Raw genomic sequence first — 23,728 nt, forward strand, 5'->3', positions numbered from 1 at the left:
TTAAAACTCACTTGTAAAATGGAACTCCACATCGGGGTGATTTTCCTGAGCCATCTTGAGCGACCAGGCTGATTCTGCCAGAAATACAAGATTGCCATCGGTATCTTTGGCAAGGTCTTTTTTCCTTCGGGAGACAAATTCTTTCATGGTCACAGGGTTTTTACAACTCACCCAACATGCTTTATATAGATTGACCGGTTCATAGTCGCAGGACGCTCCATATTCATTTTTGAGGCGATACTGTATGACGTCAAACTGAAGTGCCCCTACTGTTCCTATGATCTTACGACCGTTGTCTTCTTTGGTAAAAAGTTGTGCAACCCCTTCATCCATCAGCTGGTCCAGCCCTTTGTTGAGCTGTTTGGTTTTCATCGGGTCAGTATTGTTGACAAATCTGAATTGCTCCGGCGAAAAACTGGGAATACCCTTGAAATGCAGGACTTCTCCTTGAGTGAGTGAGTCTCCTATCTTAAAATTACCTGAATCGTACAGACCTATAATATCTCCAGGGAAGGCTTCATCAATGACAGACTTTTTGGAAGCCATAAAAGCCGTTGGGTTGGCAAACTTCATATTTTTTTCTTGACGTACATGATAGTAATTGGTATTCCTTTCAAAAGTACCTGAACAAATTCTGAGGAAGGCAATTCTATCTCTGTGTTTTGGGTCCATGTTGGCATGAATTTTGAAAACAAAGCCACTGAATTTTTCTTCTTCAGGTTGAACTGACCGTTCTTCTGTCTCTCTTGGCAGTGGATTGGGTGCTATGTCCACAAAACAATCCAACAATTCCCGCACACCAAAATTATTGACCGCGCTACCAAAAAAAACGGGACAAAGATCTCCCTTAAGATAAGCATCTCTATTAAATTCCGGATATACGGATACTAAAGTATGGATTTCTTCCCTTAGCGTATTGGCGGCATTTTTACCCACCTTATTTTCAAGTAAGATATCTTCCAGATCGTTGATTTTGAATATATCTTCTTCATCTTGTTTTCCATGAGGGCTAAAAAGGATGAGATTTTTTTCATAAAGACTATAGACACCTTTAAAAAGTTGACCCATACCAACCGGCCAACTCAGCGGTGTCACTTTGAGTCCCAGTTTGATTTCAATCTCGTCTAGCAGGTCAAAACCGTCTTTTCCTTCACGGTCCAGCTTGTTGACAAAAACGATGATCGGCGTATTGCGCATCCGACATACTTCGACGAGCTTTTCTGTCTGGGTTTCTACCCCTTTGGCCACGTCGATGACGACGATGACGCTATCCACAGCAGTGAGTGTTCTGTAAGTGTCTTCCGCAAAGTCTTTGTGTCCCGGATGTCTTACCGGCATCCGGATGGGCGATGATTCCGAAGGTTTTCCTTTTATTGATTTCTTCCAACCTGCTCATGTGCAAACTAATTTTTTATAAAAAGGCTGCAAAAATACAAAATAAATTCATTCTAATCTATTGCAACAATGGGTTTAAAATTATTGAATATTTGACCTCGAGTATTTTAATGTTATATTTCTCTAAAATACATTTATTAATATCTTTGCAGTAAAATTCAAATATTGTAAAATTTACTACTTATCAGAATTATTTGGTTTACATTCAAATATACTATAAAATGAAACAGAGTATTATTTTTTTGACCTTGTCATTGATCCTTTTGCTTAGTTGCAAGAATGATGAAAATAAAACTACGCAAAATAATAAAAAAAGACAACTCTATGGCAGCTGGCAATTAACTGTGTGTATAACAAATTGCACAAAAATAAAAAAAGTATTAAATTTGCCACACCTGAGTATTATTAACCAATAAAAAACGAAACGATGGACACTAAAGATCAAATCTTAGAATCCATCCTGAGAAGTGTTAGAACCGAAGTTAGTTCATTTTTAGATCAAGAATCGGGAATTAAATGCCCAATTGAGTATGAGTTAAAGCTCATAGAAGTAAGTAGGAATTTTGCTAGAACGTTGCTGGATAAATCACAAGGTAAAATTCCAAAGAGTAGAAACTCAAAAAAAAGTAATCACCTATTTTGGTAAATTAGACTTGAAGAAGGATCACGTTCTGTGTAGCGGCACCAAAAAGTTTGCCATTACGCGATACTTACAGGTGCTGCTTTGTTTATTGGGGCAAAGTAAGGTATTTGAAGAAGCTAGTGAAATGCTTGAGAAGCTTGTAGGGCTTAAAATCAGCGGCATGCAAATACAAAGAGTAAGTGAGTATTACGGAGATCAATTAGATCCTGCCATCGATCGCAATATCGAGAGTTGTATCCCTAAGTTAGAAGATGTTAAAAAAGAAGATGCTGTATATGTAATGGCAGATGGAAGTATGCTACTTACACGGGATGAAAAATGGAAAGAGGTAAAACTTGCTAGAATATTCACGCACAATAACATATTGAAAGTAAGTGATAAAAGGTCAGAAATTAGAAATTCGGTGTATGTAAGTCACATGGGGGGGGAGTAAGCGTATTTTTACCAAAATTAGAACGTCATTTAATAGGATATCAAAATAAGGTTATAATCGGAGATGGAGCTAAATGGATATGGAACTGGGCGGAAGACAATTATCCGGCAGCGACGCAAATACTAGACTTTTTCATGCCAAAGAAAAATTAGTACTCTTAATAAAATTATTTTTAAAAGAGCAAGAACGGCAAAATTGGATCGACATTCAATGTAAACTTTTGATGGAAGATAAGGTACATCAAGTGATAGAGAATATAAAAAGGCTGAGGTGTAAAAGCGAAGAATCAAAAGAAATAAAAGAAAAAACGCTCCATTATTATGAGGAACATGAAGAAAGGATGTTTTATAAAACATATAGGGACAGAGGTTTACTAATAGGTTCAGGCCCAATAGAAGCAGCCCATAGGAGTGTATTACAATCACGAATGAAACTCTCGGGACAAAAATGGAGTATAAAGGGTGTAAATGCGATAGCCAACTTGAGATGCTTATACAAGAGCAACTCATGGCATATTCTTGAAAAATTTGTTAATGCGGCCGCTTAGTGCAATTTGTTATACACACCAATTAACTAAAATAAATAACGTAAATGAAAAAACAAAAAACGAAGGTGATCTATTAGCATATGAAGCAGTACAGCAGCTTATGGTTAAAGTTGGATTGATGTATTCATTTTTTCCAGATAGTAGTTTTACATTAGTTGATGGCTCAGGACATTATGAAAATGATAAGTGGATTTTTGCTAATAAAGGGAAAAATATCATGCTTGTTTATAAAAAAGATACCCTGTCAGTTAATTTAAAGGAAGAAAACAAAAAACTTGTACTACAATTGGAAAATAAGAGAAAAGGAATTTCAATGGATTTTATAAAAATTAGTGATACCTTAAAAAATTACATAGAAGATCCTTTTTATCCTGAAAATAATTTATGGAGAATAAAACCTGACACATCTGAAAATAATGATCAACTACAATCACGGTTGGGGAACTACTTTAAGCATACTGCACTTTTGCTTAAGGCTGCTACAGAAAGAAAAGCTAAAGAAATTTCATTTATTTATTCAAAAGGTCCGATTCAAATATATAATGGAGGAATAGGTATCCATGATTCTATGCCGGAAATGTGGTCTGAAGCATACTATAATATTGATGACGCAACAAAAGCCTATGATATGTTCAGGCAATACCTTAGAACAAGTCAATATAATGGTGCCAACACAGGAGATTGGTTTGTTGATGATTATAATATTTTAATAAGTATCTACGGTGACTTAAAATCTGGAAATTTTCCAAAAGTTGGGGAGAATTAAAACGCAACTAAATCTTCAGATATCTAATAGTTGAACTATCATGATTAAAGTAAAGATTTTGAAATTCAAAGACATAGAATTGATGCCATTTTGAACATCTAAAAGTACATATTACACTTTAGATCTATGAAATACTTGAATCATAAAATTTACCATCCTATGCCATAATCTTCCCCATGATTGCTTGATCCGCCCCAAAAACTACCGTGTTCCCAGTCAAAGTAGATGGCGTTGACAGGGCCACTTGTTCTTGGTTGGTATTCTATGTTATATCCCATTCTTCTCAGCTCTTGTCTTGTCCATGGAGGCATTTCATCATTTAATGTAAGAGCTCCTGCTCTTTTTTCGTGTTTACCAAATGAAGAGTACATCTGATATGTCTTGAAACATGGGGCTTCGCAAGCTTCCTGTACAGTCATACCAAACTCCACCATATTTAGAAAAAACTGTATCAAAAGCTGATCCTGTTCGTCACCCGCCTGTTTTGCAAATGCAAGGTAAGGTTTACCATCTTTCAGAGCCATGCTGGGTGTAAGGGTAACCCTGGGTCTTTTGCCGGGCTGAAGAACATTGTATGGACCATCTTTTTCGTTGAGTACAAATGATTGCATCCTTTGAGACAGACCAACTCCGGTATTTCCGGCTATACATGCCGGAACCCAGCCACCACTTGGAGTGAATGATACAACCCAGCCTTCTTTGTCTGCTGCCACTACGGATGTTGTACCTGACTGAAACTCTTCCAGAAACTTTTTATCAACAGATCCTGTGGCCGCAACGCTATCTTTTTTTGAAGAAAGATATTTGCTGAAAGGATTGACTTTTCCTTCAAACTTGTATGGATCGCCGGGACCGGCTTCAGCATCATTTTTGCTCCAGTTGATATGTTTTATCCTGTCCATAGCATATTCTTTTGAAAGCAGTGTTTCCATAGGTTCCTTTGGTTCAAAAGCCGGATCACCGTAGTAAAAGTCCCTGTCTGCAAATGCCAGATTCATCGTCTGATATACCGTATGGATGTATTTTGAAGTATTGTAACCCATGGATTTGAGGTCAAAGTTTTCGAGCATATTGAGGGTCTGAAGCATGACCGGTCCTTGTGTCCACTGCTGAAGTTTATAGACTTCTATTCCTTTGTATGTCGTCATCATGGGCTCTTCTATTTTTACTTTCCAGTTTGCCATATCCGATACGGTGATGATGCCACCTTGTTCCTGTGTGCCACGTGCTATTTCAGCAGCGATATCCCCTTTGTAAAATCTGTCATTGGCCGCCATGATGGCTTCTTTTCTTGATTTTCCTTTACGGAGCGCTTCTGCTTCAGTTTCTACAAGTTTTGTCAAGGTGGTTAGCAAGTCCTTTTGTACTAATATCTCACCACCTACAGGAGCTTCTCTTGTCGAGCCGGGATGTGTCAGAAATACTTTGGATGAATAGGGCCAATTTTTAATCTGGCTTTTACCTCTTTCTATGGCATTGGCGGTTTGGGCTTCGATAGGATATCCTGCTGCCAACTGCATGGCTGGTGCCAGCACATCTTTCAGGCTCATGGTTCCATACTCTGCGAGTACAGTCATCAATCCTCCTGGGATGCCAGGTGTGACAGCAGCAAGGGGTCCAAACTCCGGCGGAAATCTGTCATAACCCTTGGATTTATAAAATTCGACGGTGGCAGCTGCTGGGGCAACACCCAACCCATTGATAGCAATGACTTTTTTAGTTTTGGGATGATAGATCAGACCTTGCAATTCTCCACCCCAACTGAGTACATCCCACATGGTACAGGTAGCTGCAAGCATTGCACATGATGCATCCACGGCATTGCCGCCTTTTGAAAATATCATGGCACCAGCTGTCGCAGCCAGTGGTTTTCCGGTGATGGCCATCCAGTGCTTGCCATGCAGCGGTGGTTTTTGGGTTTGTACTGGAAAATTATTGAATGATTGTCCAGATAAAATATTGTTTATAAAAATAACTACTGTGAGTAATAAAAGTCGCTTCATTTTTTAATAATTTTATTCGTAAAAGTATTTATTAATTCTGAATTTACAGATAATAATTATTTATCTTCTTCAATCATCCAATTATGGGATTTTTTTAACAGCTTATATTCATCTCCTGACTTTAGAAACGCATTCAAATCTTCAAACCACTCCAATGCTATGTCTCTTTTAATACGTGTTTGAGATGTTGATAAAAACGCATGATAACTGCTCCATTTATACCCACCATAATGATTTGTATAAAAATGGTGGATAGGATTGTGATGGATATACCATAAAACCATTTTTTTCTCATATAGGAAATCAGGGACATTTTTCCTTCTGAAACCTTTTTGTAGCAGGCTTCCGGTTCTTTGTTGCTGTTTATTTATAGCTTTTGCATAACCCAGCATAAGCCCTCTTAAACGATCCGACAAAATCCATGAACATAGTTGATCTAAAAAATCACATGAAGCCAGATTATTAGGTTGATTATCTGGATTGGATTGTATGTCTCCGTATAAGGAATAAAGATTTAACAAATTTTCAAAATTTGTTAAATCTTCTTGCTTAACCGACGAACTATCAATACCAACCCGAGCCGTCCATGGGATAACGAAGTCTTTTAAAAAACGCTGATTTACAAAAAGATAATCTGATGCCCCTTTTGTCAATATTTCCTTATTGCTCAATGGTTGTATAAAAAAATGAAAATGATTCTCCATCAAACAGTAAGCAAAAGTATTGAAATAACCTTCAGTTTTTTCTGCATACTTTTTTAAAAAATATCTGTAATTTTCATCAATAAAAAAAATAGGATTTCTGTCAATACCCCGATTGTAGATATGATAATATCTTTGGGGAAGCAACGGGATCGTCATGTCATGAATGGCTGCCATAGGACAACATTATGGGAAATTCATATCAACCTTATAATTTTTTTATCCATATCATCTTTTTCCCCGCTCAACCACACAAGACCCGGAGTTTTTCCGATTTCAATGGAACCCAATCTGTCGTCATATCCCAAAGCTTTAGCACCATTGATCGTGGCCCAGGTCAATAAGCTTTCCAGGGTGACGAATGATTGATATTTTTTGATGGTTTTTATTTCTTCCCAAATGGAAAGTTGCCAGTTGGATGTCAGGCTGTCTGTTCCTATGGTCACCATAGCATCTGCATCCAGAAATATTTTGTAATCCGGCAGTCTGTTTTCTATGTACAGATTGGCATTGGGACAGGTTGCCCAGAAGATGTTTTTATTCCACATATTTGCAGCTGCAATGTCATCAGATGTGGTAGTGGTATTGTGGACAAGAATGGTTTTGAATACAGGTTGCAGGTTGTCAATGATATTATAAATGGCAGATGTACCTGTTGGCTTGAAATGGTCCAGAGACATGCCAAAAGCCTCGTAAAAATCATTGAATCCACCGGTACCATCCAAAAATAACTGATTTTCATCCGGTGTTTCCTGATTATGAATGCTGACCGTATCACCATCCATGTTGGATTTATTTATAAAACTATATAAATCAGGCGTCACCGTATAAGGAGCATGAGGGACATAGCTCTTTTTATTATTGCCTGTATTGCTTTGACCTTCCATCACAGGCGTATATTGTTGTATTGTACCGGCTGTCATAGAAGGCTGCAGAAAATCAAACATCTCTACAAAGGTGTAATAATCCAGTTTGCTGGCGGATTTTGTAGCAGCGGTATCTGTTTTATTTGAGATATCACCGACAGCTACGATTCCATTTTTGTACATCTCTTCGTCTCCGTCTTTGATGGCATGGAGGATGACGTCCTGATCTATGTCTCTGAAGGTGACTACACTCTGAAGAAATGGTAAAAGTTTTGTACCGGTATCGACTTGACCTTTCATATGAGACAACTCCAGATGGCAATGTGTATTGACAAATCCCGGAACAATCATGCCTTTCAGATATTTTACAGAAGAAGGGTCATGATCTTGTGCATTGTCCAAAGCAAGAATCTTTCCCTGATCATCTGTTATGATTACTTTATTTTTTTCAAATTTTCCCTCAGGTGTAAAATTATGGTCAGCGGAAAATTTCTGCATATATGGATATTTTAAATCGTTATTTGCGGGTTTGCATTTGTTGTCTGAGTGTCTCTTCAAAGTGATGAATGGCAGCAATTGCGCTCAAATTGTTAGTATCCAATTGCCCGGATAAGTGTTCATACGCAGCTTTTATATGTGGGTTTTCAAAAGCAATTTCTTTCATTCTGCGAAGTGATTGTTTTTCAAACCATCGAAGTTCCTGCTGTTTTCTCTTTAGAGTAAACAGTTCCTTTTCCTTTAGGCTTTTTATGAAACCAATGATAGATTGAAAAACTTCATCCAGGCCCTTTTTTTCAAGTGCTGAAGTCAGGATGACCGGACAAATCCAACCAGAAACATCGTGATGAAATAACTGAATAGCATTTTTATATGCTGTTTTAGTTAACTTTGCCAACTCCAATTGTGGGCCATCCGCTTTATTGATCACAAATATGTCAGCGTTTTCTACGATGCCTCTTTTGATACCCTGGATATCATCTCCTGCACCCGGCTGCAGCAGGAGAATATTTACATCTGTGATATGATCTACTTCTGTTTCTGATTGCCCTACACCCACAGTCTCCACTATGATCATATCAAAACCAGCCGCTTCGCATAGCTGGATGGCTTCTTTTGTGTAAGAAGCAATACCACCCAGAACAGAACCGGAAGGAGAAGGTCTCACATAAGCATCAGGGTGAACAGAAAGATGCTCCATTCTGGTTTTATCACCCAAAATACTGCCCTTATTGATCTGGCTGCTAGGATCGATGGCCAACACTGCTGGACGGTGCTGCTCAGAAATAAGGTACAAGCCAAATGATTCAATAAATGTGCTTTTGCCTACTCCAGGAGAGCCTGTAATACCTATTCTTATTACTGATTCATTCTGATGAGAAAATGATTCAAGTACCTCTTCTGCAATTTTTCTTTTTTCAGAAAGATTGGACTCCAGCAAAGTGATACCCTCACTGAGGACAAACCTGTTGTGGGATTTTAAGCCTTTGATATAGTAATCAGCAGACTTTTGTCTCCTGCCGGAAACTTTAAAATTAGGATTGATGCCAGATACGTGATGATTTGATTCCATTATAGTGACAAAGGTAGGAAATATTGTAAAATATTGCTTTCCAGTATTTCCTTAATCCATCAACCCATTAAAATCTCGCAGGCTCAAAATCTGCAGCATTGACGATGGCGGCGGAGTCTCCGGTAGCTCTGATGACAAAAAGTTGCTGGTTTTGGGCATAGACTTCACTGCCAGAGTCAGCCTGAAGGTAGGCTATGGCTCCATATATCACATCGTCTTCGTCCATACGCAAGTATGTTCTGGTTTTCTTTAACTTCTGAATGAATGCTTTGACATCTTTGACTTTGAGCGTAGTTTTTACTTCGATGATGACTGTTTCTTTTCCATTGTGTGCGATGATATCGTATTCATAGTTTTCACCTTTATAGCTACCTTTGCGACGGGTAGAAGTGTCCTGCACCTTGATACCCCGTTGGTTAAATATACGGATGATGTCCCCTTCTACAAGGCTTTCCATGAGCCTGCCCCACTGTGATGTGAACAAGTCAAAAGCTTCTTTGACTTTTTTATCAGTCTCTTTGAATCTCGCATCAGTGTCTTTAAATTTGGCATCAGTCTCTTTGAATCGTGCATCCAATTCTTTCCTGGACTCTTTAAATTTGGCGTCAGTATCTTTAAACTTTGCATCTGTCTCTTTCTGAGAGATTACTAATTCTTTAAGGAGTTGGCGTATTTCTGCTATTTCAGTGGACATATATTTCTAGATTTATCGTCGTACCTTTTCAACACAATTATGATGCGAAAAGTTTCTCTTGCGTTTTTTATCGTTGTTTATTTTAAAAACACATCATATCGGACTGTCGTTTCCATCCACGTCTTGTATATACTTTTCTCCATTCCAGGTTTTTAACACAACCACATCCATTTATCATTGTTATACTTGATCATAATCAGCATCTTTTGTTTAAATTTCAGCATTCATTTACCGATATACTTCCTGCAGACCCTTCGGCGGATAATGTGCCGAGACAAGTGTTGGACGCCTGTTATTCCTATGTTGAGCCTAAAGGCATGACAGCTCCTTCGGTGATCATTTATAGCCAGGAAATGGCTGAGGAAATATCGCTAGACCCCCCATATTGTCTGTCAGATGAGTTTTGTCAGATCATGGCTGGCAACAAACTAGCAGCCGGCAGCACACCTTATGCGATGTGTTATGGTGGTCACCAGTTTGGAAACTGGGCAGGTCAACTTGGTGATGGAAGAGCAATCAATCTAGGTGAAATTGTCAATTCAAAAAGCTCCCATCTGAATCTCCAGCTCAAAGGTGCGGGTCCGACACCATATTCCCGTACTGCCGATGGCTTGGCAGTATTAAGATCTTCTATCCGCGAGTTTTTGTGCAGTGAAGCCATGCATCATTTGGGTGTTCCTACTACCAGAGCTCTGGCATTAGTGCTCACCGGCGAAGAAGTATTGAGAGATATGATGTATGACGGTAATCCTTCTTATGAAAAAGGAGCTATTGTGTGCAGGGTCGCACCTTCGTTTGTGCGGTTTGGCAATTTTGAAATTCTTGCTGCACGAAAGGATGACACATTACTTAAGAAGACCGCTGACTACGTATTGGAATACTATTATCCTCATCTTCAGTATGAGGCGAACCCATATTTGGCTCTGTTTAAAGAAGTGGCTGACAAAACATGTCAGATGATCGTTGACTGGCAGCGAGTCGGATTTGTTCATGGCGTGATGAATACGGACAATATGTCAATCCTTGGGTTGACGATCGATTATGGTCCTTACGGATGGATAGATGATTATGAACCCAACTGGACTCCAAATACCACAGACCTTCCGGGCAAAAGATATCGATTTGGAAATCAGCCCGTAATAGCACAATGGAACCTCCTGAAACTGGCCAACGCTCTTTTTGCTATCATTAAAGATGAATCATCTCTGCGGGATATCATCGAAAAATTCAGATGGCAATACAGCCGTTTGTATCAGGAGATGATGAAACAAAAGCTTGGGCTTTTCTTATCTGATGATGACAATATATTGATTTCTGATCTTGAAAAACTTCTGGTATTTGAAGAAACTGATATGACAATATTTTTCAGAGAACTTTCAAGTGTTAATCAATACATCGATGCCGATGATTGTTTTGTAATCATGAAGTCAGCATTCTATAACGAAAATATTTCATTAGAATATAAAACTGTTTTTCACACCTGGTTTGAAAAATATATAAACAGACTGAAATCAGAAAGAGTATCACAAGCTGACCGAAAATCCATGATGAATGCTGTCAATCCTAAGTATGTGCTTCGAAATTATATGGCTCAAATGGCTATTGATCAGGCGGACAAAGGAGACTATACTTTACTGCATGAACTTTATGAAATGTTGAAAAAACCATATGAAGAACAAATAACATTTCATCAATGGTTTAGTAAAAGACCCGACTGGGCCCGTGAAAAGATAGGCTGCTCCATGTTGTCTTGCAGCTCTTGATTTGTAAGGTCCTTTTTTGAAATATTTTAGTGTATCTTTGTACTATTTCCAATCAAAACCACATGAAGTATATTCTCTTTTTCCTGTTAATGTCGACCGGAGCCAAAGCTTCGGATACGATGCATGTAATCACACATAATAAAACTGTTGTAGTTACTGATCCTGCTGCAGGATTTAAATCTTATAAAATGTGGGGCGTTTTTCCTAATGCCGGGACAGATATTCGGAAAATAATTTTACATGTAAAATTTGGTTGTCCCGATAGTTTGAGGTGTGCAGATTGGGATTATCTGGATTTTATATCGATCAAAAGAAAAGGTGGTGTCAAGTCGGAAAGCCTTGATTACGAAGTTGCCAGAATGCTTACACCTTATGGAGGCGCATTTACTAAAAACTGGGAATTTGAGTGGGAAACAGATATAACAGATTTCGGTTTACTGCTGCGTGACAGTGTAGAAATCGAATACTACCACAGTGGCTACGAACCCAATCATGACAGAGGTTGGAAAATCACTTTAGACTTTGAAATAATCAAAGGAAAACCTACAGTACAACCTGTGAGCATCCATAAAATCTATAGTGGGAGCTACAAATACGGAGATAGCGTTTCCATTGAACACCAGTTAACTCCTTATTCATTCAGAAAGCATAAAGATGCGGTGTTCGGAGCATTAAAAATTTCTCAAACCGGACACGGAATGAATCCTCCCGATGGATGTGGTGAATTTTGCTCAAAAAAAAGGGAAATTCTGATTAATGGCAAAACCATAGAGACTAGATCGCTCTGGAAAAAATGTGGAGATAACCCACTTTTTCCGCAAGCAGGTACATGGCTCATAGATCGTGCATACTGGTGTCCCGGAAATCTTCCGGCAACTGATGATTATTACTTTCCGCTCTCTTCAGAAAATGTGGTTGATGTCAACATGGAGCCGTATTTTATTCAGCCCAATCAGGCAGTAGAAAATATTAATGCGTACGTCATTCAATACAAAAGAAATATAAAGGGCAATGATGTAAGTATAGAAGATATCACAGTACCTTCTAATAAAAAGATACACGGACGAAAAAATCCCTCAGGATATAATGCAGAAGTGATCATCAAAAATCAGGGAAATCAACCTTTAACTTTTCTTCAGATACTATATGGAACCAAGGGTTTTCCTGAAAAAAAGTATATCTGGAATGGCCATCTGTCTTTTGGTCAGAAAGATACAGTTTTACTGCCAGGCATCATTGAGTCAGGAAAAAGTGTTAACAATTTTATTGCCAGACTCAGTGCCCCAAATGGGAAAAACGATATATATCCTGCGGACAATACAATGGAATCAACATTTTCAAAGCTGCCGGTTCATAAAAATATCCTCGTTGTAGCCTTTAAAACAAATAATCAGCCGAAACACAATTCTATTCGTGTTACAGACATGAGTGGTCAAAGTTTGTACGAAAGAAAATTTGACAGCCTTGACAGGGACAAAATATTTTATGACACATTACGACTATCTGCCGGCAACTACGAACTCATGGTGGAAGATACTCAAGGTGATGGCCTCGAGTTTTGGTTCAATAACAGAGGTGGAAGTGGTTTTTTCCGACTTCAGGATTCCGAAGGAAATCTTCTGAAACAATTTGAAAGCGATTTTGGAAGCTTTATGAGGTATGCTTTTTCGGTAAGTGATGACCATACTCAAGTGAGCCCTTATAATCTAGAGCCATCTGTGATGGTTTATCCCACAAGGACCACAGGGCCAACAACGTTGAATTATTTTCATGGATTAGCCGGAGACGTTAAAGTACAAATAATTACCGATGATGGAGCCATACTGATCGAGGACCACATGTACAAAAATCTAAAAGCCGGTACGTTTACTTATGATCTTTCTTACCGACCTGTTCAGAGATATTATCTGAAAGTATTTTTAAATGGCGAGCTGAAGTACAATAAAAGAATTCGGGTAGAAGGAGCACAAAGAAGAAATTAATAGTATGTCAAATCAGAAAGTCAATCCTCCTCCTTATTGATCATCATACGAAGCACTGCCAGTTCTTTGAATTTTTCTCTGGCCTCGCCGGCAGGATATCCAAAATAGGTTTTGTTGCCTTCAAGATTTTTAGATACACCGGTTTTGGCCAGGATGATGCAGTTATCACCGATTATAAGATTTTGGGCTATTCCGGCTTGACCGTAGATCACACAGTTGTCACCGATGATCGTTTTGCCTGCGACACCTACCTGAGCAGCCACCATGCAATTTTTGCCCAGAACTGCTCCATGACCGATATGAACCTGACAGTCCAGTTTTGAACCGGCACCTATGATAGTTTCACCTGATACACCCCTGTTGATAGTAGAACCTGCTCCGATCTCCACATCATCCCCGATGATGACTTTGCCTCCTGATCTCCATTTATGGTATTGGCCATTGATTTTTTTGTAGTAGAATGCATCAGTTCCGATCAATGCACCTGCCTGTATAATGACATTGTCACCTATGATGGTTTGGTCACCTATAAAAGCTCCCGGCTGGATATAACATCCGGAGCCTATAGTCACATCATGACCTATGTGAACGCCGTGATCTATATGAGTATTCAGACCTATTATGATATTTTCACCTCGGTCCGAATGCAGGTATTTCATCGGCCTGTGCTCCCATACTATCTGATTATATACGGCAAACGGGGCAGACGCAACCAGTAAAGTTTTTCCTTTAGGACAAGCTACCTTTTTATTGATGATGATAATGGTAGCGGCTGATTTCAGTGATTTTTCATAGTATTTTTCGATATCTACAAAAGTGATATCTCCTGTCCTTACTTTATGAATTTCATTGATTCCTGTGGCCATTTGATGTTCATCCCCAATCAGCTCAAGATTGAATTTATTTACTAATTCCTTTACGGGAATGGGTATAGTAAAATTCATAATTAGCTTTTCACTAGTTTTGCATTGACCAATTTGTACATCAGTCGGTTGATATCCTTGTCATTGAGCTTTATGATACCCTTGATGATAATGGCATCCGCAGAGTATTTGATACCTTCAGTCGCTTCCACTTCCATCACTGTCTCGGGTCCTGCTCCTCCACAGAAAAAACACATGCTGTAAGGGAATGCTGAAAAAATAAACTCTTTGTGTGATTTGTATCCTTCTACAGGAATGATGTATCCTTTGATGGTTACTTCCTTACCTTCGAGGGCTTTGACGGATTCGCTGAATACCGGTTTGTCTATCTTGAATCCCATCAATTCATCATATTCCTTTTTGTAGCTGATTTTTGAAAGCGTCTTCCAGATATTGTCAGTGAGTGGCTGCTGGGCATACATCTCTGGTAAGTTAAGTGCAATCAGGATGAAAAAAACGATAATTCTGATCATTTTATGTATTTATGAATAACAAACAGTATAACGCCGATTGTGTTTTAATTGTGACAAAGTTGGTTTATTTTTCAGATAAAGTTTTGTTAATGTCCGTTCTGGCAGCCTGAATGGCGGGAATCAAAGCAGCTACAAAACCCAAAACAAGGGATACACCAAAGACCCACCACTCTTCTTTAATCCATGTCCATCCTGTAAAACTATATCTGAAGTCGGCTTTCAGGTACTTTGCAATGGTTTCCATTCCGATATGACACAGCAATGTACCTATTAAAAATCCGATGACAGCCAATATCAAACCTTCAAGTATGATGAGTGAAAAGACTTTTCCACGTCCGGCACCCATGACTCTTAATAAGGCAAGTTCGTACTTTCTTTCCCTCATACTTTTGAACAATGATATAAATATACTGAGTGCAGAAACTATGGCTATCAGGATGGCCAATCCTCTCAGGGCGTCGGTACCAACACCGATCATATTGTAAAGTCTGTTGATCTCTATCGCCGGTGAAGCGGCTTGCATTTCGGTATTTTCATTGATATTTCTCCCGAAGTTGAGTGCCTGGAAGTTGGTTCTGTTTTTATACTGGATCAGTACAGAAGTGATTTCCTGATCCATATGGTGGAGTAAGTCCTGATTACTATTGTCATGGATATGGCCATCGTCAAGCGCGTGGTCGTCTCCATGAGCATGGTCATGCTCTTCACCTTCATGGGCGTGATCATGGTTTTCACTATCATCACCATGACCTTCGTGCACTTTCCACACAGATGCCGTATTGGTCAGGATCAACTGGTCCATTACAGTACCTGTTCCTTCAAGGACACCAGTAACTTTGAATGAATGCTCATCATGTACATGATCATCTTCAGTAAATCCATGTGCACTGGAAAAGGTATCTCCTATCTTCAGGCCGGTTTCATCTGCTACAGATTTGCCAATGGTGACCTCGAGCACTTCTTTCCACAATTGTCCTTCTTTAAGCTTACCGCCATATAAATCCACAAAGTCGTGATTTGTTCCCACGATGCGATAAGATTTATAATTGTCTCCCAAAGAGAGCGGTATCGCTTTTTTGATAAGCGGGTGCAAGTCCTTTAGCAATGGTGCAGCGTTTTTTATAGGAATATTACCGGTCGGATTGTCTATATGGTACATATTGCAGAGAATCATCTGCAGCGGGCTTCCTTTCGCACCTACTACCAGGTCTATTTCCGCAAGATTTTTATCAAATTTATCTTTGAGCTGTGTATTGAAGAGAAGCAAAAATGATATGAGCCCTACTCCGAGTCCAAACAGGATGATACTCATGAGCAGGTTCAGTGGATTGCTGATAATATTACGCCAGGCAAGTGTTAGTATATTCATGGTTATTGTAATATTATTCTGTGAGCAATTTTGTCTTTCAATCTGGTGTCATGGGTGACTACAATCAGGGCTGATCCAACTGCTTTGGCCTGTTCTTCAAGAAGTGATAATACTTCATTGCAATTGACGTCATCCAAAGCCGATGTAGGCTCATCTGCCAGTATAAGTCTGGGGTTATTGACCAATGCACGTGCTATCGCCACCCTTTGTTTTTCGCCCTCACTCAGATTTCTGATACTTTTTTTGGCTTTATGACCTATATTCAGACGTTCCAGCAAGGTCATACACTGTTTTTTGTCCGTTGGATTTCCGGCCATATTTTGAGCGAGCAAAACATTTTCCAGCACATTGATCGAATGTACAAAGTGATTCTGTTGAAAGACGATGCCGATGTTTTGTCCTCTGAATTTGTCGAGTGCGCTGCCCGACAATTTGTTGATTTCAGTGTCATTGATTAGGATGCTCCCTTGCTGTGTAGTCAGTATACCACCCAATAAATGCAATAAAGTGGTCTTACCTACTCCTGAAGTCCCAAGAATCAACATTACATCTTTTGCATCGCAACTAAAGTCAGGAAATTCCAGCAAAGCGCCTCCTGGATATGTATACTTTAAATTTTGTGTCGATATCATGATGCAAAGGTAGTGATTTCGTTCTATTTCCAATAAAAAATGTAAAAGGAGGCAAACAAAATATGTTGTCTGTCTCCTTTTATAAGAATTGGAATATGTATTACTTATTTACTGACCACAATCTTTTTTGTTACTGTTTTGTCGCCTTGTGTGACAGATAATATCAGGATGTCAGTATTGTATTCACGGATATCTATTTGCTGTGAAAACAAATGATAATCGTTTTTATATTTTTTCTGGAAAAGCATTTTACCCTGAATATCTGTGATTGCAACTGTAAGATCTTCGGGCAGACATGTCGATAATAAAAATTCTATTGATTCTTTTGCAGGATTAGGTTTAACCTTAAACCTGTCTTCAGAAATCCCCATTTTAATACTTGAATTATTTGGTTTAGCCTCATTTTTTTGCTGAACTTTACTGTTAAGTGAAAAATTAATTAAAATAGGTAAAGAGCCATTTACTGGTTTACCATCCTTTTGAGCCGGTGACATTTCCGGCATTAATTTTACAACCCTTAAGGCTTCTTCTCCGCAGCCATGTCCTATATCTTCCATGATTTCAGCTTTAGTAAGTATTCCTTTTTCGTTGTAGTAGGCCCTAATCTTGCAAGAGCCTTCAATATTATTTTTACGTGCTTCTGAAGGATAATTTAAATGAAGTTTTATAAAATCATTTGTCTTTTTAATTGAACACTTCATTCTCCCAAATATATTATCTAATTCTGCACACTCTTTCCAGTTGACATTATTAGTAAAATAATCTACAATAGGTTTTGATTCTTGATTTGAAGATCTTTTATTTCCTTCCAGCTTAAACTTCACCGGTAAAGTGTACAGTACATCGACATTTTGTCCATTTTGTACTCCTGGTATCCATCTTAAACTTTTGTCATTCATACTCTCTATTACATGGGCTGCTGCTTCACCACAGCCGGCACCGATATCTCTTGCAATTTTGATGTTTCCAAGGCTGCCATCATCACGAACAACAAACTGTAAAACTACTTGTCCTTCTACCTGATTTTTTCGGGCTTCTTGAGGATACTTAAGGTTTTGATATATATACTCAAGCATCTTGGTTTTTGCACAGTCGTCTCTTTCGTGTTCTACTGGCTGGTCTTCGCACCCCGGGAAGCGCGGCATTTGATCGACAACTTTGAATATCTCTCCATTGCTTATTGGCTTTATATGAGGGGTTTCATTATTGTTGATTGATTTTCCATCATTGCCCTGTAATGCAAATTTTACCGGAAGTGTATAAAGTACATTGACATATTTACCATGTTGTTTGCCCGGTATCCATCTTACCGCCATTTTATTCATTCCTTCTACGAGGATTTTCACTTCACTGCCACATCCTTCACCTATCTCCCTAACAACTTTTACATCTTTTATAAGGCCATCAGGTTTTATAACAAATTGTACTACGACCTGTCCTTCGATATTTTTTTTACGGGCCTCGGCCGGATATTTGAGGTTTCTGTAAATATACTCCAGTAACTTGGTTCTGGCACAATCTTCTTTTTCCTTGTCATTATTTATGTCTTCGCACCCTGGGAAGCGTGGCATTTGTTCCACAACCCTGAATATCTCTTTTATTGCAGACTTTGTCGTGATAATGACCACTCCGTTGTTTCCTTCTTCACCATAAAGATTAGTGGCTGATTGACCTTTAAGAACTGATACATTTTCTATATCTCCGGGATGGAGATTTAATTTTTGATCACTTTCCAATTTATTTCCGTCTAATACAAATAAAGGTTTGGATTTCTGACCCAAAAATTGAGTTATAGCCTTTACATTGGATGGTATTGGTGGTGGCGGTGGTGGTGGAATTTGTTCATTAACAGAAGGAGGTGCGGGAGGTTTTGGAATTTCACCATAAAAATTTTTATATGTCTTCATATCTCCTTGGTCCGACAAATAGAAAAACTTTGAAATACCATTAGTATGTTTTACTATGATTCGATCTTCTTCTACTTTTATTGACTCAACACCTTCCGGGATCAGGGCATTTCCATGTAGCATGGGTGGTGGCGGAGGAGGAGGTGGTGGCGCCAATTCACCATATTTTTCCTGAAAAATTTCAGATTCTTTGGAGTCGGACAGATCGTACGATTCTACTACTCCGTTTTTTAAAGTAATTTTGATTGTTTCGTTTTTTACTGAAAGTGTTTGTACATCATTTAAATTTGCACTTTGGGTAGCAGGTATGGTGTCGGTTATAATATCTGCAATTACTTTTTGGATGTCTCCCTTTATCTCAGGAGATGAAAAAACCACTACTAAACCGAGTAGTAATGGCATCACCAATGCATACTTCCATGCAGCATGCCGGTCTGTCTTATTTTTTGTCATCATGTGAATACGTTTTTTGATTTGTGAAGAAAAAATTGATTGGCAAGCGCCATTTCCATGCCTGATTGTGACTTGCTGAGCAATAAATCCGTGTAGCTACTTACAGATTTGTCCCTGCAGATAATGTCATCAGCCAGATATTCGTGCGCCTGACGCAAGGCACGTTTGTAAAATATCATCACCGGGTTGAACCAATAAAAAGCCTGTACTATCTCGGCAAACAGGACGTCAACTGTATGCCAGTGTCGTATATGGATTTTTTCATGGTCGAGGATCGTCTGTACATGATCACTCAGTGGCACATGCCGGCTGATATATACACTATTGAAAAATGAAAAAGGGAGATGCACCGCATCGGTGGTGATGAGCGTGTATCCGCTTTTTACATATTTGACACCTGTACTATGGTAAGTCCTTATCCTGTTTAAACCCAAAAACATCCTTACCATCACCACTAAAACTCCGATAAAATAGACCGCACCCAAAGCCATCCACATCAATGCTTCATAGTCTAAGCCTTCATCAGGCGTGACATAAATTTGTTGCATTTCAGCTGCTATATAGCTCCAGTGGACGACCGGCAGGCTCTCCTGTGGCAACTCAATATATGGTGCTAAGGCCGGCACCATGAGCGATAAAATGATAGCCGCCAGGAGATAAGCACGATTGTGCCTGAAGAAGGTCAGTTCTGCCAGCACAAAGTGGTAGATACTGTACAGTGCAATGAGACAGGCGGATGATTGGATGAGATAGGTGAACATAGTCAGTTATTTTTTAAATGAAACATTCAATGATTGTTTTCCATTTATCACAAACGGATTTGTGATTTTTATTGTTGATTTTCCATAATCGACGACATAATCTATATCCTCTTCAAGTCTTATCCCGTTTCCGGATACAAATAAATCTCCCTTTTTTATCTGTACATCTTCTTCCGAGTCATTATTCTTTATTTTGAATGTAGCAGGCAATTTCACTTCTTCACCTTTGGTCAACCTGGTCAGATTTACATCCAGACTTCTGGATTCTTGTTCTTTTAAGGCAGCGATCATAGTAGGTCTGGTTTTTTCCATTATTTGGCTTATTTTGTTTTTATACATCTTCAAAGAGTCTGTATTTTCAGTATCAGAAAACGATTTAATTAATTTTTTAGAATATTCTTCATCTTTGATATGTTTGTAAAATGCATCCACAACTTTGTTGATGTCAAATTTTGGATTTGCAATTTTTACACACCCATACTTTGCAGCTTCACCATATATCTTTTCTGCTTCACTCGGTAGAATAATAGTAACATCACCACTCATATATCCCTTTCTTGAGAGGTAATTTGTTTCTTTTTCCTCACCGTCAACGATGACCAAAGGCCTTTCTGTGGATTGTCTGGTCAAAAGAATGTTCAAGAGCTCCATATGGTCTGGCTCAGTTTTTTCCGGACCTGACAGTGGTGGCGGCGGCGGTGGCGCAGGAGGTTTTGGAAGGTTTTTTATTGATTGTGTTTGTACATCATTTAAATTTGCACTTTGGGTAGCAGGTATGGTGTCGGTTATAATATCTGCAATTACTTTTTGGATGTCTCCCTTTATCTCAGGAGATGCAAAAACCACTACTAAACCGAGTAGTAATGGCATCACCAATGCATACTTCCATGCAGCATGCCGGTCTGTCTTATTTTTTGTCATCATGTGAATACGTTTTTTGATTTGTGAAGAAAAAAATTGATTGGCAAGCGCCATTTCCATGCCTGATTGTGACTTGCTGAGCAATAAATCCGTGTAGCTACTTACAGATTTGTCCCTGCAGATAATGTCATCAGCCAGATATTCGTGCGCCTGACGCAAGGCACGTTTGTAAAATATCATCACCGGGTTGAACCAATAAAAAGCCTGTACTATCTCGGCAAACAGGACGTCAACTGTATGCCAGTGTCGTATATGGATTTTTTCATGGTCGAGGATCGTCTGTACATGATCACTCAGTGGCACATGCCGGCTGATATATACACTATTGAAAAATGAAAAGGGAGATGCACCGCATCGGTGGTGATGAGCGTGTATCCGCTTTTTACATATTTGACACCTGTACTATGGTAAGTCCTTATCCTGTTTAAACCCAAAAACATCCTTACCATCACCACTAAAACTCCGATAAAATAGACCGCACCCAAAGCCATCCACATCAATGCTTCATAGTCTAAGCCTTCATCAGGCGTGACATAAATTTGTTGCATTTCAGCAGCTATATAGCTCCAGTGGACGACCGGCAGGCTCTCCTGTGGCAACTCAATATATGGTGCTAAGGCCGGCACCATGAGCGATAAAATGATAGCCGCCAGGAGATAAGCACGATTGTGCCTGAAGAAGGTCAGTTCTGCCAGCACAAAGTGGTAGATACTGTACAGTGCAATGAGACAGGCGGATGATTGGATGAGATAGGTGAACATAGTCAGTTATTTTGATACATTTACACCTAAAAATCTAATATGAATTTCCTATTACAGCCCAAAATTACTGCAAAATCAGTCTCCGCCGCGGCGGATCACCATTGACTTCGCACCATAGTGATGACTACAGCATAGCTGCACACACTATGATTTGTCGTCAAAAGTGTTGATTTTATTGTAATTTTGGCCTTCATAACGGAATCCTTTTAGATATTTAGGTTACAATTATTTTTTCTTGTTTGCCAATTCCTGCTTGATACGTTCGAGCTCAGTAAGTGTAATATCATTTTCTTTCACCAGAAAAGATACCAGCTCGTTGACTGAACCTTCAAAATAGTTGGAAATAAGTTTTGAGAGCGAAAATCTGGAATATTCTTTTTTGCTGATTGTCGGGAAATACTCGTATGTTTTACCATATGCCTTATGAGCTACAAACCCTTTTTTCTCCAGAATCCTGACGATAGATGAGACTGATGAATGTGGTGGTTTTGGTTCCGGCATTTCTTCGATGAGCGCACTGACTAATGATGGCCCTTTGTCCCAAAATAATTGCATGATTTCCTCTTCCGCTTTTGTCAATTTTTGCATTTGAATTCTTGTTTTTATATATTGTGCTAATTTTGTTTATAGCTTGATTACAACTAACGACACAAATATACAACGTATTATTTAGTTGTGCAACTATTTTATACATTATTTAAAAAAAAATTAAACTACCCAATATTTTACACAGGTCTTATTTCAAATCACCTTTCATAAATCGTTGCTCTTTGAGCAATTTTACACGAATTCGGGCAGTTTCCTTCATGGAGGTGTCTGATGTATTGGCACTTAAAAACTTCTGGTAGTACTCAATGGATTTTGATTTATCTTTGAGATATTGCTCAGACGCGGACGCCATATAAAAATAAACTTTAGGATCGTTGCGGTATTTGAGGCTGGTCTGATAATTTTCAACGGCTTCTTTATAATGACCTGCAGCACTGTTGATACGCGCCAAACCCCGATGATATTGATCCAGATCTTCAGAAATTCCTGCCTTTATGGCTTCATTGAAGAAATACTTTGATTTTTCATATTCATTTTTCTTTTCATGAGCAAGGCCCAGATAAAACAGTGCATACTCAGGATCTCCTTCATTGAGCAATGATTTTTGCAAATGATATACCGACTTGTCCAATGAATCTATCTGCATAAATGCATATCCCAGCATTTTGTTGTAATAATTGTTCAGTTCGGTCAGATAGGTGAGTTTGTGTAGGATACTTGCGCAGGATACGTAATCTTTTAATTTGTATTTTACTCTGCCGTGTAAAAGAGAAAGTCCGATATGAGTACTGTCGATGGCCAAGGCTTTGGTAATTAATGAATCGGCTACATAAGGTTGCTCAAGTGACAACATCATTTCCGACAAACCCTGGACAGCCAGCAAGTCTCTGTCATTGAGTCTGATGGCAGCGCGATAGGATTGTAGTGCTTGTGTAGGTTCGTTGCCTTGTTGAAAAAGACTTCCCAGTTTCCTCAGATAGAATGGATTGCCCGGAAAAATCTTTGAAAGAGCGATGTTATATCTTATGGCTTTGGGCAGGTTTTGTTGTGATTCGTAAATGGATGCGAGTTTTATTTTAGCATCTGTATCGTACAGTGTATCCGTTTCCAGCAGATGATAGTATGTTTTTGCCTTTTGATAGTCGCCCAGCAGATACAGGCAGTTGGCTGCGGATGATAGTGGTTTTTTATAGGAAGTGTCCACGTGATAACAGACCATATATGCCTCAAGCGCTGCAAAATAATCCTGCGATGCCAAAAATGTGTCGCCCTTGTAACACGATTGATCCTGAGCCAGGATCCGCAGATAGCTAACAATAGTCAACAGAATAATATAAAATGGTGACTTCATGCAATGTTATTTTGTTATCATCTTTCAATGATAAAACAAATATACAACGTATAAATTAGTTGCGCAACTATTTTTTACATTTTTTCTTTAGTTGTAAATTCAATAAATTCTTTTCCATATTCCTCTTTGTTTGGAAATGGGAATTTATCTGTCAAATTCTTTGCAATATTCCATTAATTGGCACACTTGACCAAATTATTAAGATCTTCTTTATTCCATGGTCTTAGATTAATTTCTTTTCTCATCTTCTTGGGCCATTTAACCA

20 protein-coding genes and 1 pseudogene are annotated in these 23,728 nt (G+C 38.8%); 5 read left to right on the forward strand and 16 right to left on the reverse strand.

All coding sequences use genetic code 11. The features are described from left to right. Positions 1 to 1,396 (reverse strand): annotated as a pseudogene (locus IPK35_23170) (peptide chain release factor 3). Between the two features lie 562 nt (positions 1,397 to 1,958). On the opposite strand from IPK35_23170, the gene IPK35_23175 reads away from it, so the two are divergent. The 3 genes from IPK35_23175 to IPK35_23185 all read left to right on the forward strand — a co-directional run bounded on the left by IPK35_23175 (position 1,959) and on the right by IPK35_23185 (position 3,784). After that, positions 1,959 to 2,471 (forward strand): hypothetical protein, encoded by a 513-nt coding sequence (locus IPK35_23175; protein ID MBK8056091.1) that lies wholly within the window; start codon positions 1,959 to 1,961, stop codon positions 2,469 to 2,471. Between the two features lie 73 nt (positions 2,472 to 2,544). Beyond that, positions 2,545 to 3,018 (forward strand): hypothetical protein, encoded by a 474-nt coding sequence (locus tag IPK35_23180; GenBank protein MBK8056092.1) that lies wholly within the window; start codon positions 2,545 to 2,547, stop codon positions 3,016 to 3,018. Beyond that, on the forward strand, positions 3,005 to 3,784 hold the full coding sequence (locus IPK35_23185; protein MBK8056093.1) for a hypothetical protein: 780 nt from the start codon (positions 3,005 to 3,007) through the stop codon (positions 3,782 to 3,784). The genes IPK35_23180 and IPK35_23185 overlap by 14 nt, the downstream gene beginning before the upstream one ends. Positions 3,785 to 3,933: 149 nt before the next feature. Here the strand turns inward: IPK35_23185 and IPK35_23190 are convergent, their stop codons facing one another. The 5 genes from IPK35_23190 to IPK35_23210 form a co-directional block, all read right to left on the reverse strand. Continuing rightward, the gene (locus tag IPK35_23190; GenBank protein ID MBK8056094.1) at positions 3,934 to 5,787 is read right to left on the reverse strand and encodes a gamma-glutamyltransferase; all 1,854 of its coding nucleotides are present in this window, start codon (positions 5,785 to 5,787) and stop codon (positions 3,934 to 3,936) included. A gap of 56 nt (positions 5,788 to 5,843) precedes the next feature. Beyond that, a complete protein-coding gene (locus IPK35_23195; GenBank protein MBK8056095.1) occupies positions 5,844 to 6,665 on the reverse strand; it encodes a hypothetical protein in 822 nt (273 codons plus the stop codon). Positions 6,666 to 6,685: 20 nt separating this feature from the next. Further along, a complete protein-coding gene (locus tag IPK35_23200) occupies positions 6,686 to 7,852 on the reverse strand; it encodes an amidohydrolase family protein (protein ID MBK8056096.1) in 1,167 nt (388 codons plus the stop codon). Positions 7,853 to 7,871: 19 nt separating this feature from the next. Then, on the reverse strand, positions 7,872 to 8,924 hold the full coding sequence (gene meaB, locus IPK35_23205) for a methylmalonyl Co-A mutase-associated GTPase MeaB (GenBank protein ID MBK8056097.1): 1,053 nt from the start codon (positions 8,922 to 8,924) through the stop codon (positions 7,872 to 7,874). Between the two features lie 67 nt (positions 8,925 to 8,991). Next, positions 8,992 to 9,618, reverse strand: coding sequence for a hypothetical protein (locus IPK35_23210; GenBank protein MBK8056098.1), 627 nt, complete (start codon positions 9,616 to 9,618; stop codon positions 8,992 to 8,994). Positions 9,619 to 9,824: 206 nt separating this feature from the next. Here IPK35_23210 and IPK35_23215 point away from each other — a divergent pair, with 206 nt between their 5' ends. Both IPK35_23215 and IPK35_23220 read left to right on the forward strand, forming a co-directional pair. Next, the gene (locus IPK35_23215; GenBank protein MBK8056099.1) at positions 9,825 to 11,381 is read left to right on the forward strand and encodes a YdiU family protein; all 1,557 of its coding nucleotides are present in this window, start codon (positions 9,825 to 9,827) and stop codon (positions 11,379 to 11,381) included. A 62-nt stretch (positions 11,382 to 11,443) separates the two neighbouring features. Continuing rightward, positions 11,444 to 13,363, forward strand: coding sequence for a peptide-N-glycosidase (locus IPK35_23220; GenBank protein ID MBK8056100.1), 1,920 nt, complete (start codon positions 11,444 to 11,446; stop codon positions 13,361 to 13,363). Positions 13,364 to 13,383: 20 nt separating this feature from the next. Here the strand turns inward: IPK35_23220 and IPK35_23225 are convergent, their stop codons facing one another. From IPK35_23225 to IPK35_23270, 10 genes are all read right to left on the reverse strand, one after another. Continuing rightward, the gene (locus tag IPK35_23225; protein ID MBK8056101.1) at positions 13,384 to 14,307 is read right to left on the reverse strand and encodes a UDP-3-O-(3-hydroxymyristoyl)glucosamine N-acyltransferase; all 924 of its coding nucleotides are present in this window, start codon (positions 14,305 to 14,307) and stop codon (positions 13,384 to 13,386) included. Positions 14,308 to 14,309: 2 nt separating this feature from the next. Beyond that, on the reverse strand, positions 14,310 to 14,759 hold the full coding sequence (locus IPK35_23230; protein MBK8056102.1) for a DUF3299 domain-containing protein: 450 nt from the start codon (positions 14,757 to 14,759) through the stop codon (positions 14,310 to 14,312). 64 nt (positions 14,760 to 14,823) lie between these two features. Beyond that, the gene (locus IPK35_23235; GenBank protein ID MBK8056103.1) at positions 14,824 to 16,128 is read right to left on the reverse strand and encodes an FtsX-like permease family protein; all 1,305 of its coding nucleotides are present in this window, start codon (positions 16,126 to 16,128) and stop codon (positions 14,824 to 14,826) included. Positions 16,129 to 16,130: 2 nt separating this feature from the next. Continuing rightward, complete coding sequence (locus IPK35_23240; protein MBK8056104.1) at positions 16,131 to 16,760, reverse strand: ABC transporter ATP-binding protein; 630 nt, start codon at positions 16,758 to 16,760, stop codon at positions 16,131 to 16,133. A gap of 104 nt (positions 16,761 to 16,864) precedes the next feature. Then, the gene (locus IPK35_23245) at positions 16,865 to 19,123 is read right to left on the reverse strand and encodes a TonB family protein (GenBank protein ID MBK8056105.1); all 2,259 of its coding nucleotides are present in this window, start codon (positions 19,121 to 19,123) and stop codon (positions 16,865 to 16,867) included. Continuing rightward, positions 19,120 to 19,881 carry a hypothetical protein gene (locus tag IPK35_23250; protein ID MBK8056106.1) on the reverse strand — a complete coding sequence of 254 codons (762 nt, stop codon included), beginning with the start codon at positions 19,879 to 19,881 and terminating at the stop codon, positions 19,120 to 19,122. The genes IPK35_23245 and IPK35_23250 overlap by 4 nt, the downstream gene beginning before the upstream one ends. 6 nt (positions 19,882 to 19,887) lie before the next feature. Then, positions 19,888 to 21,105, reverse strand: coding sequence for a hypothetical protein (locus IPK35_23255; protein MBK8056107.1), 1,218 nt, complete (start codon positions 21,103 to 21,105; stop codon positions 19,888 to 19,890). Then, complete coding sequence (locus IPK35_23260) at positions 21,096 to 21,563, reverse strand: hypothetical protein (protein MBK8056108.1); 468 nt, start codon at positions 21,561 to 21,563, stop codon at positions 21,096 to 21,098. Before IPK35_23260 ends, IPK35_23255 begins: the two co-directional genes overlap by 10 nt. Positions 21,564 to 21,788: 225 nt before the next feature. Next, positions 21,789 to 22,151, reverse strand: coding sequence for a BlaI/MecI/CopY family transcriptional regulator (locus IPK35_23265; GenBank protein ID MBK8056109.1), 363 nt, complete (start codon positions 22,149 to 22,151; stop codon positions 21,789 to 21,791). Between the two features lie 148 nt (positions 22,152 to 22,299). Further along, the gene (locus IPK35_23270; protein MBK8056110.1) at positions 22,300 to 23,463 is read right to left on the reverse strand and encodes a tetratricopeptide repeat protein; all 1,164 of its coding nucleotides are present in this window, start codon (positions 23,461 to 23,463) and stop codon (positions 22,300 to 22,302) included. Positions 23,464 to 23,728: the final 265 nt, after the last annotated feature.

The sequence above is a fragment of the Saprospiraceae bacterium genome, assembly GCA_016713025.1.
Taxonomy (GTDB): Bacteria; Bacteroidota; Bacteroidia; order Chitinophagales; family Saprospiraceae; genus OLB9.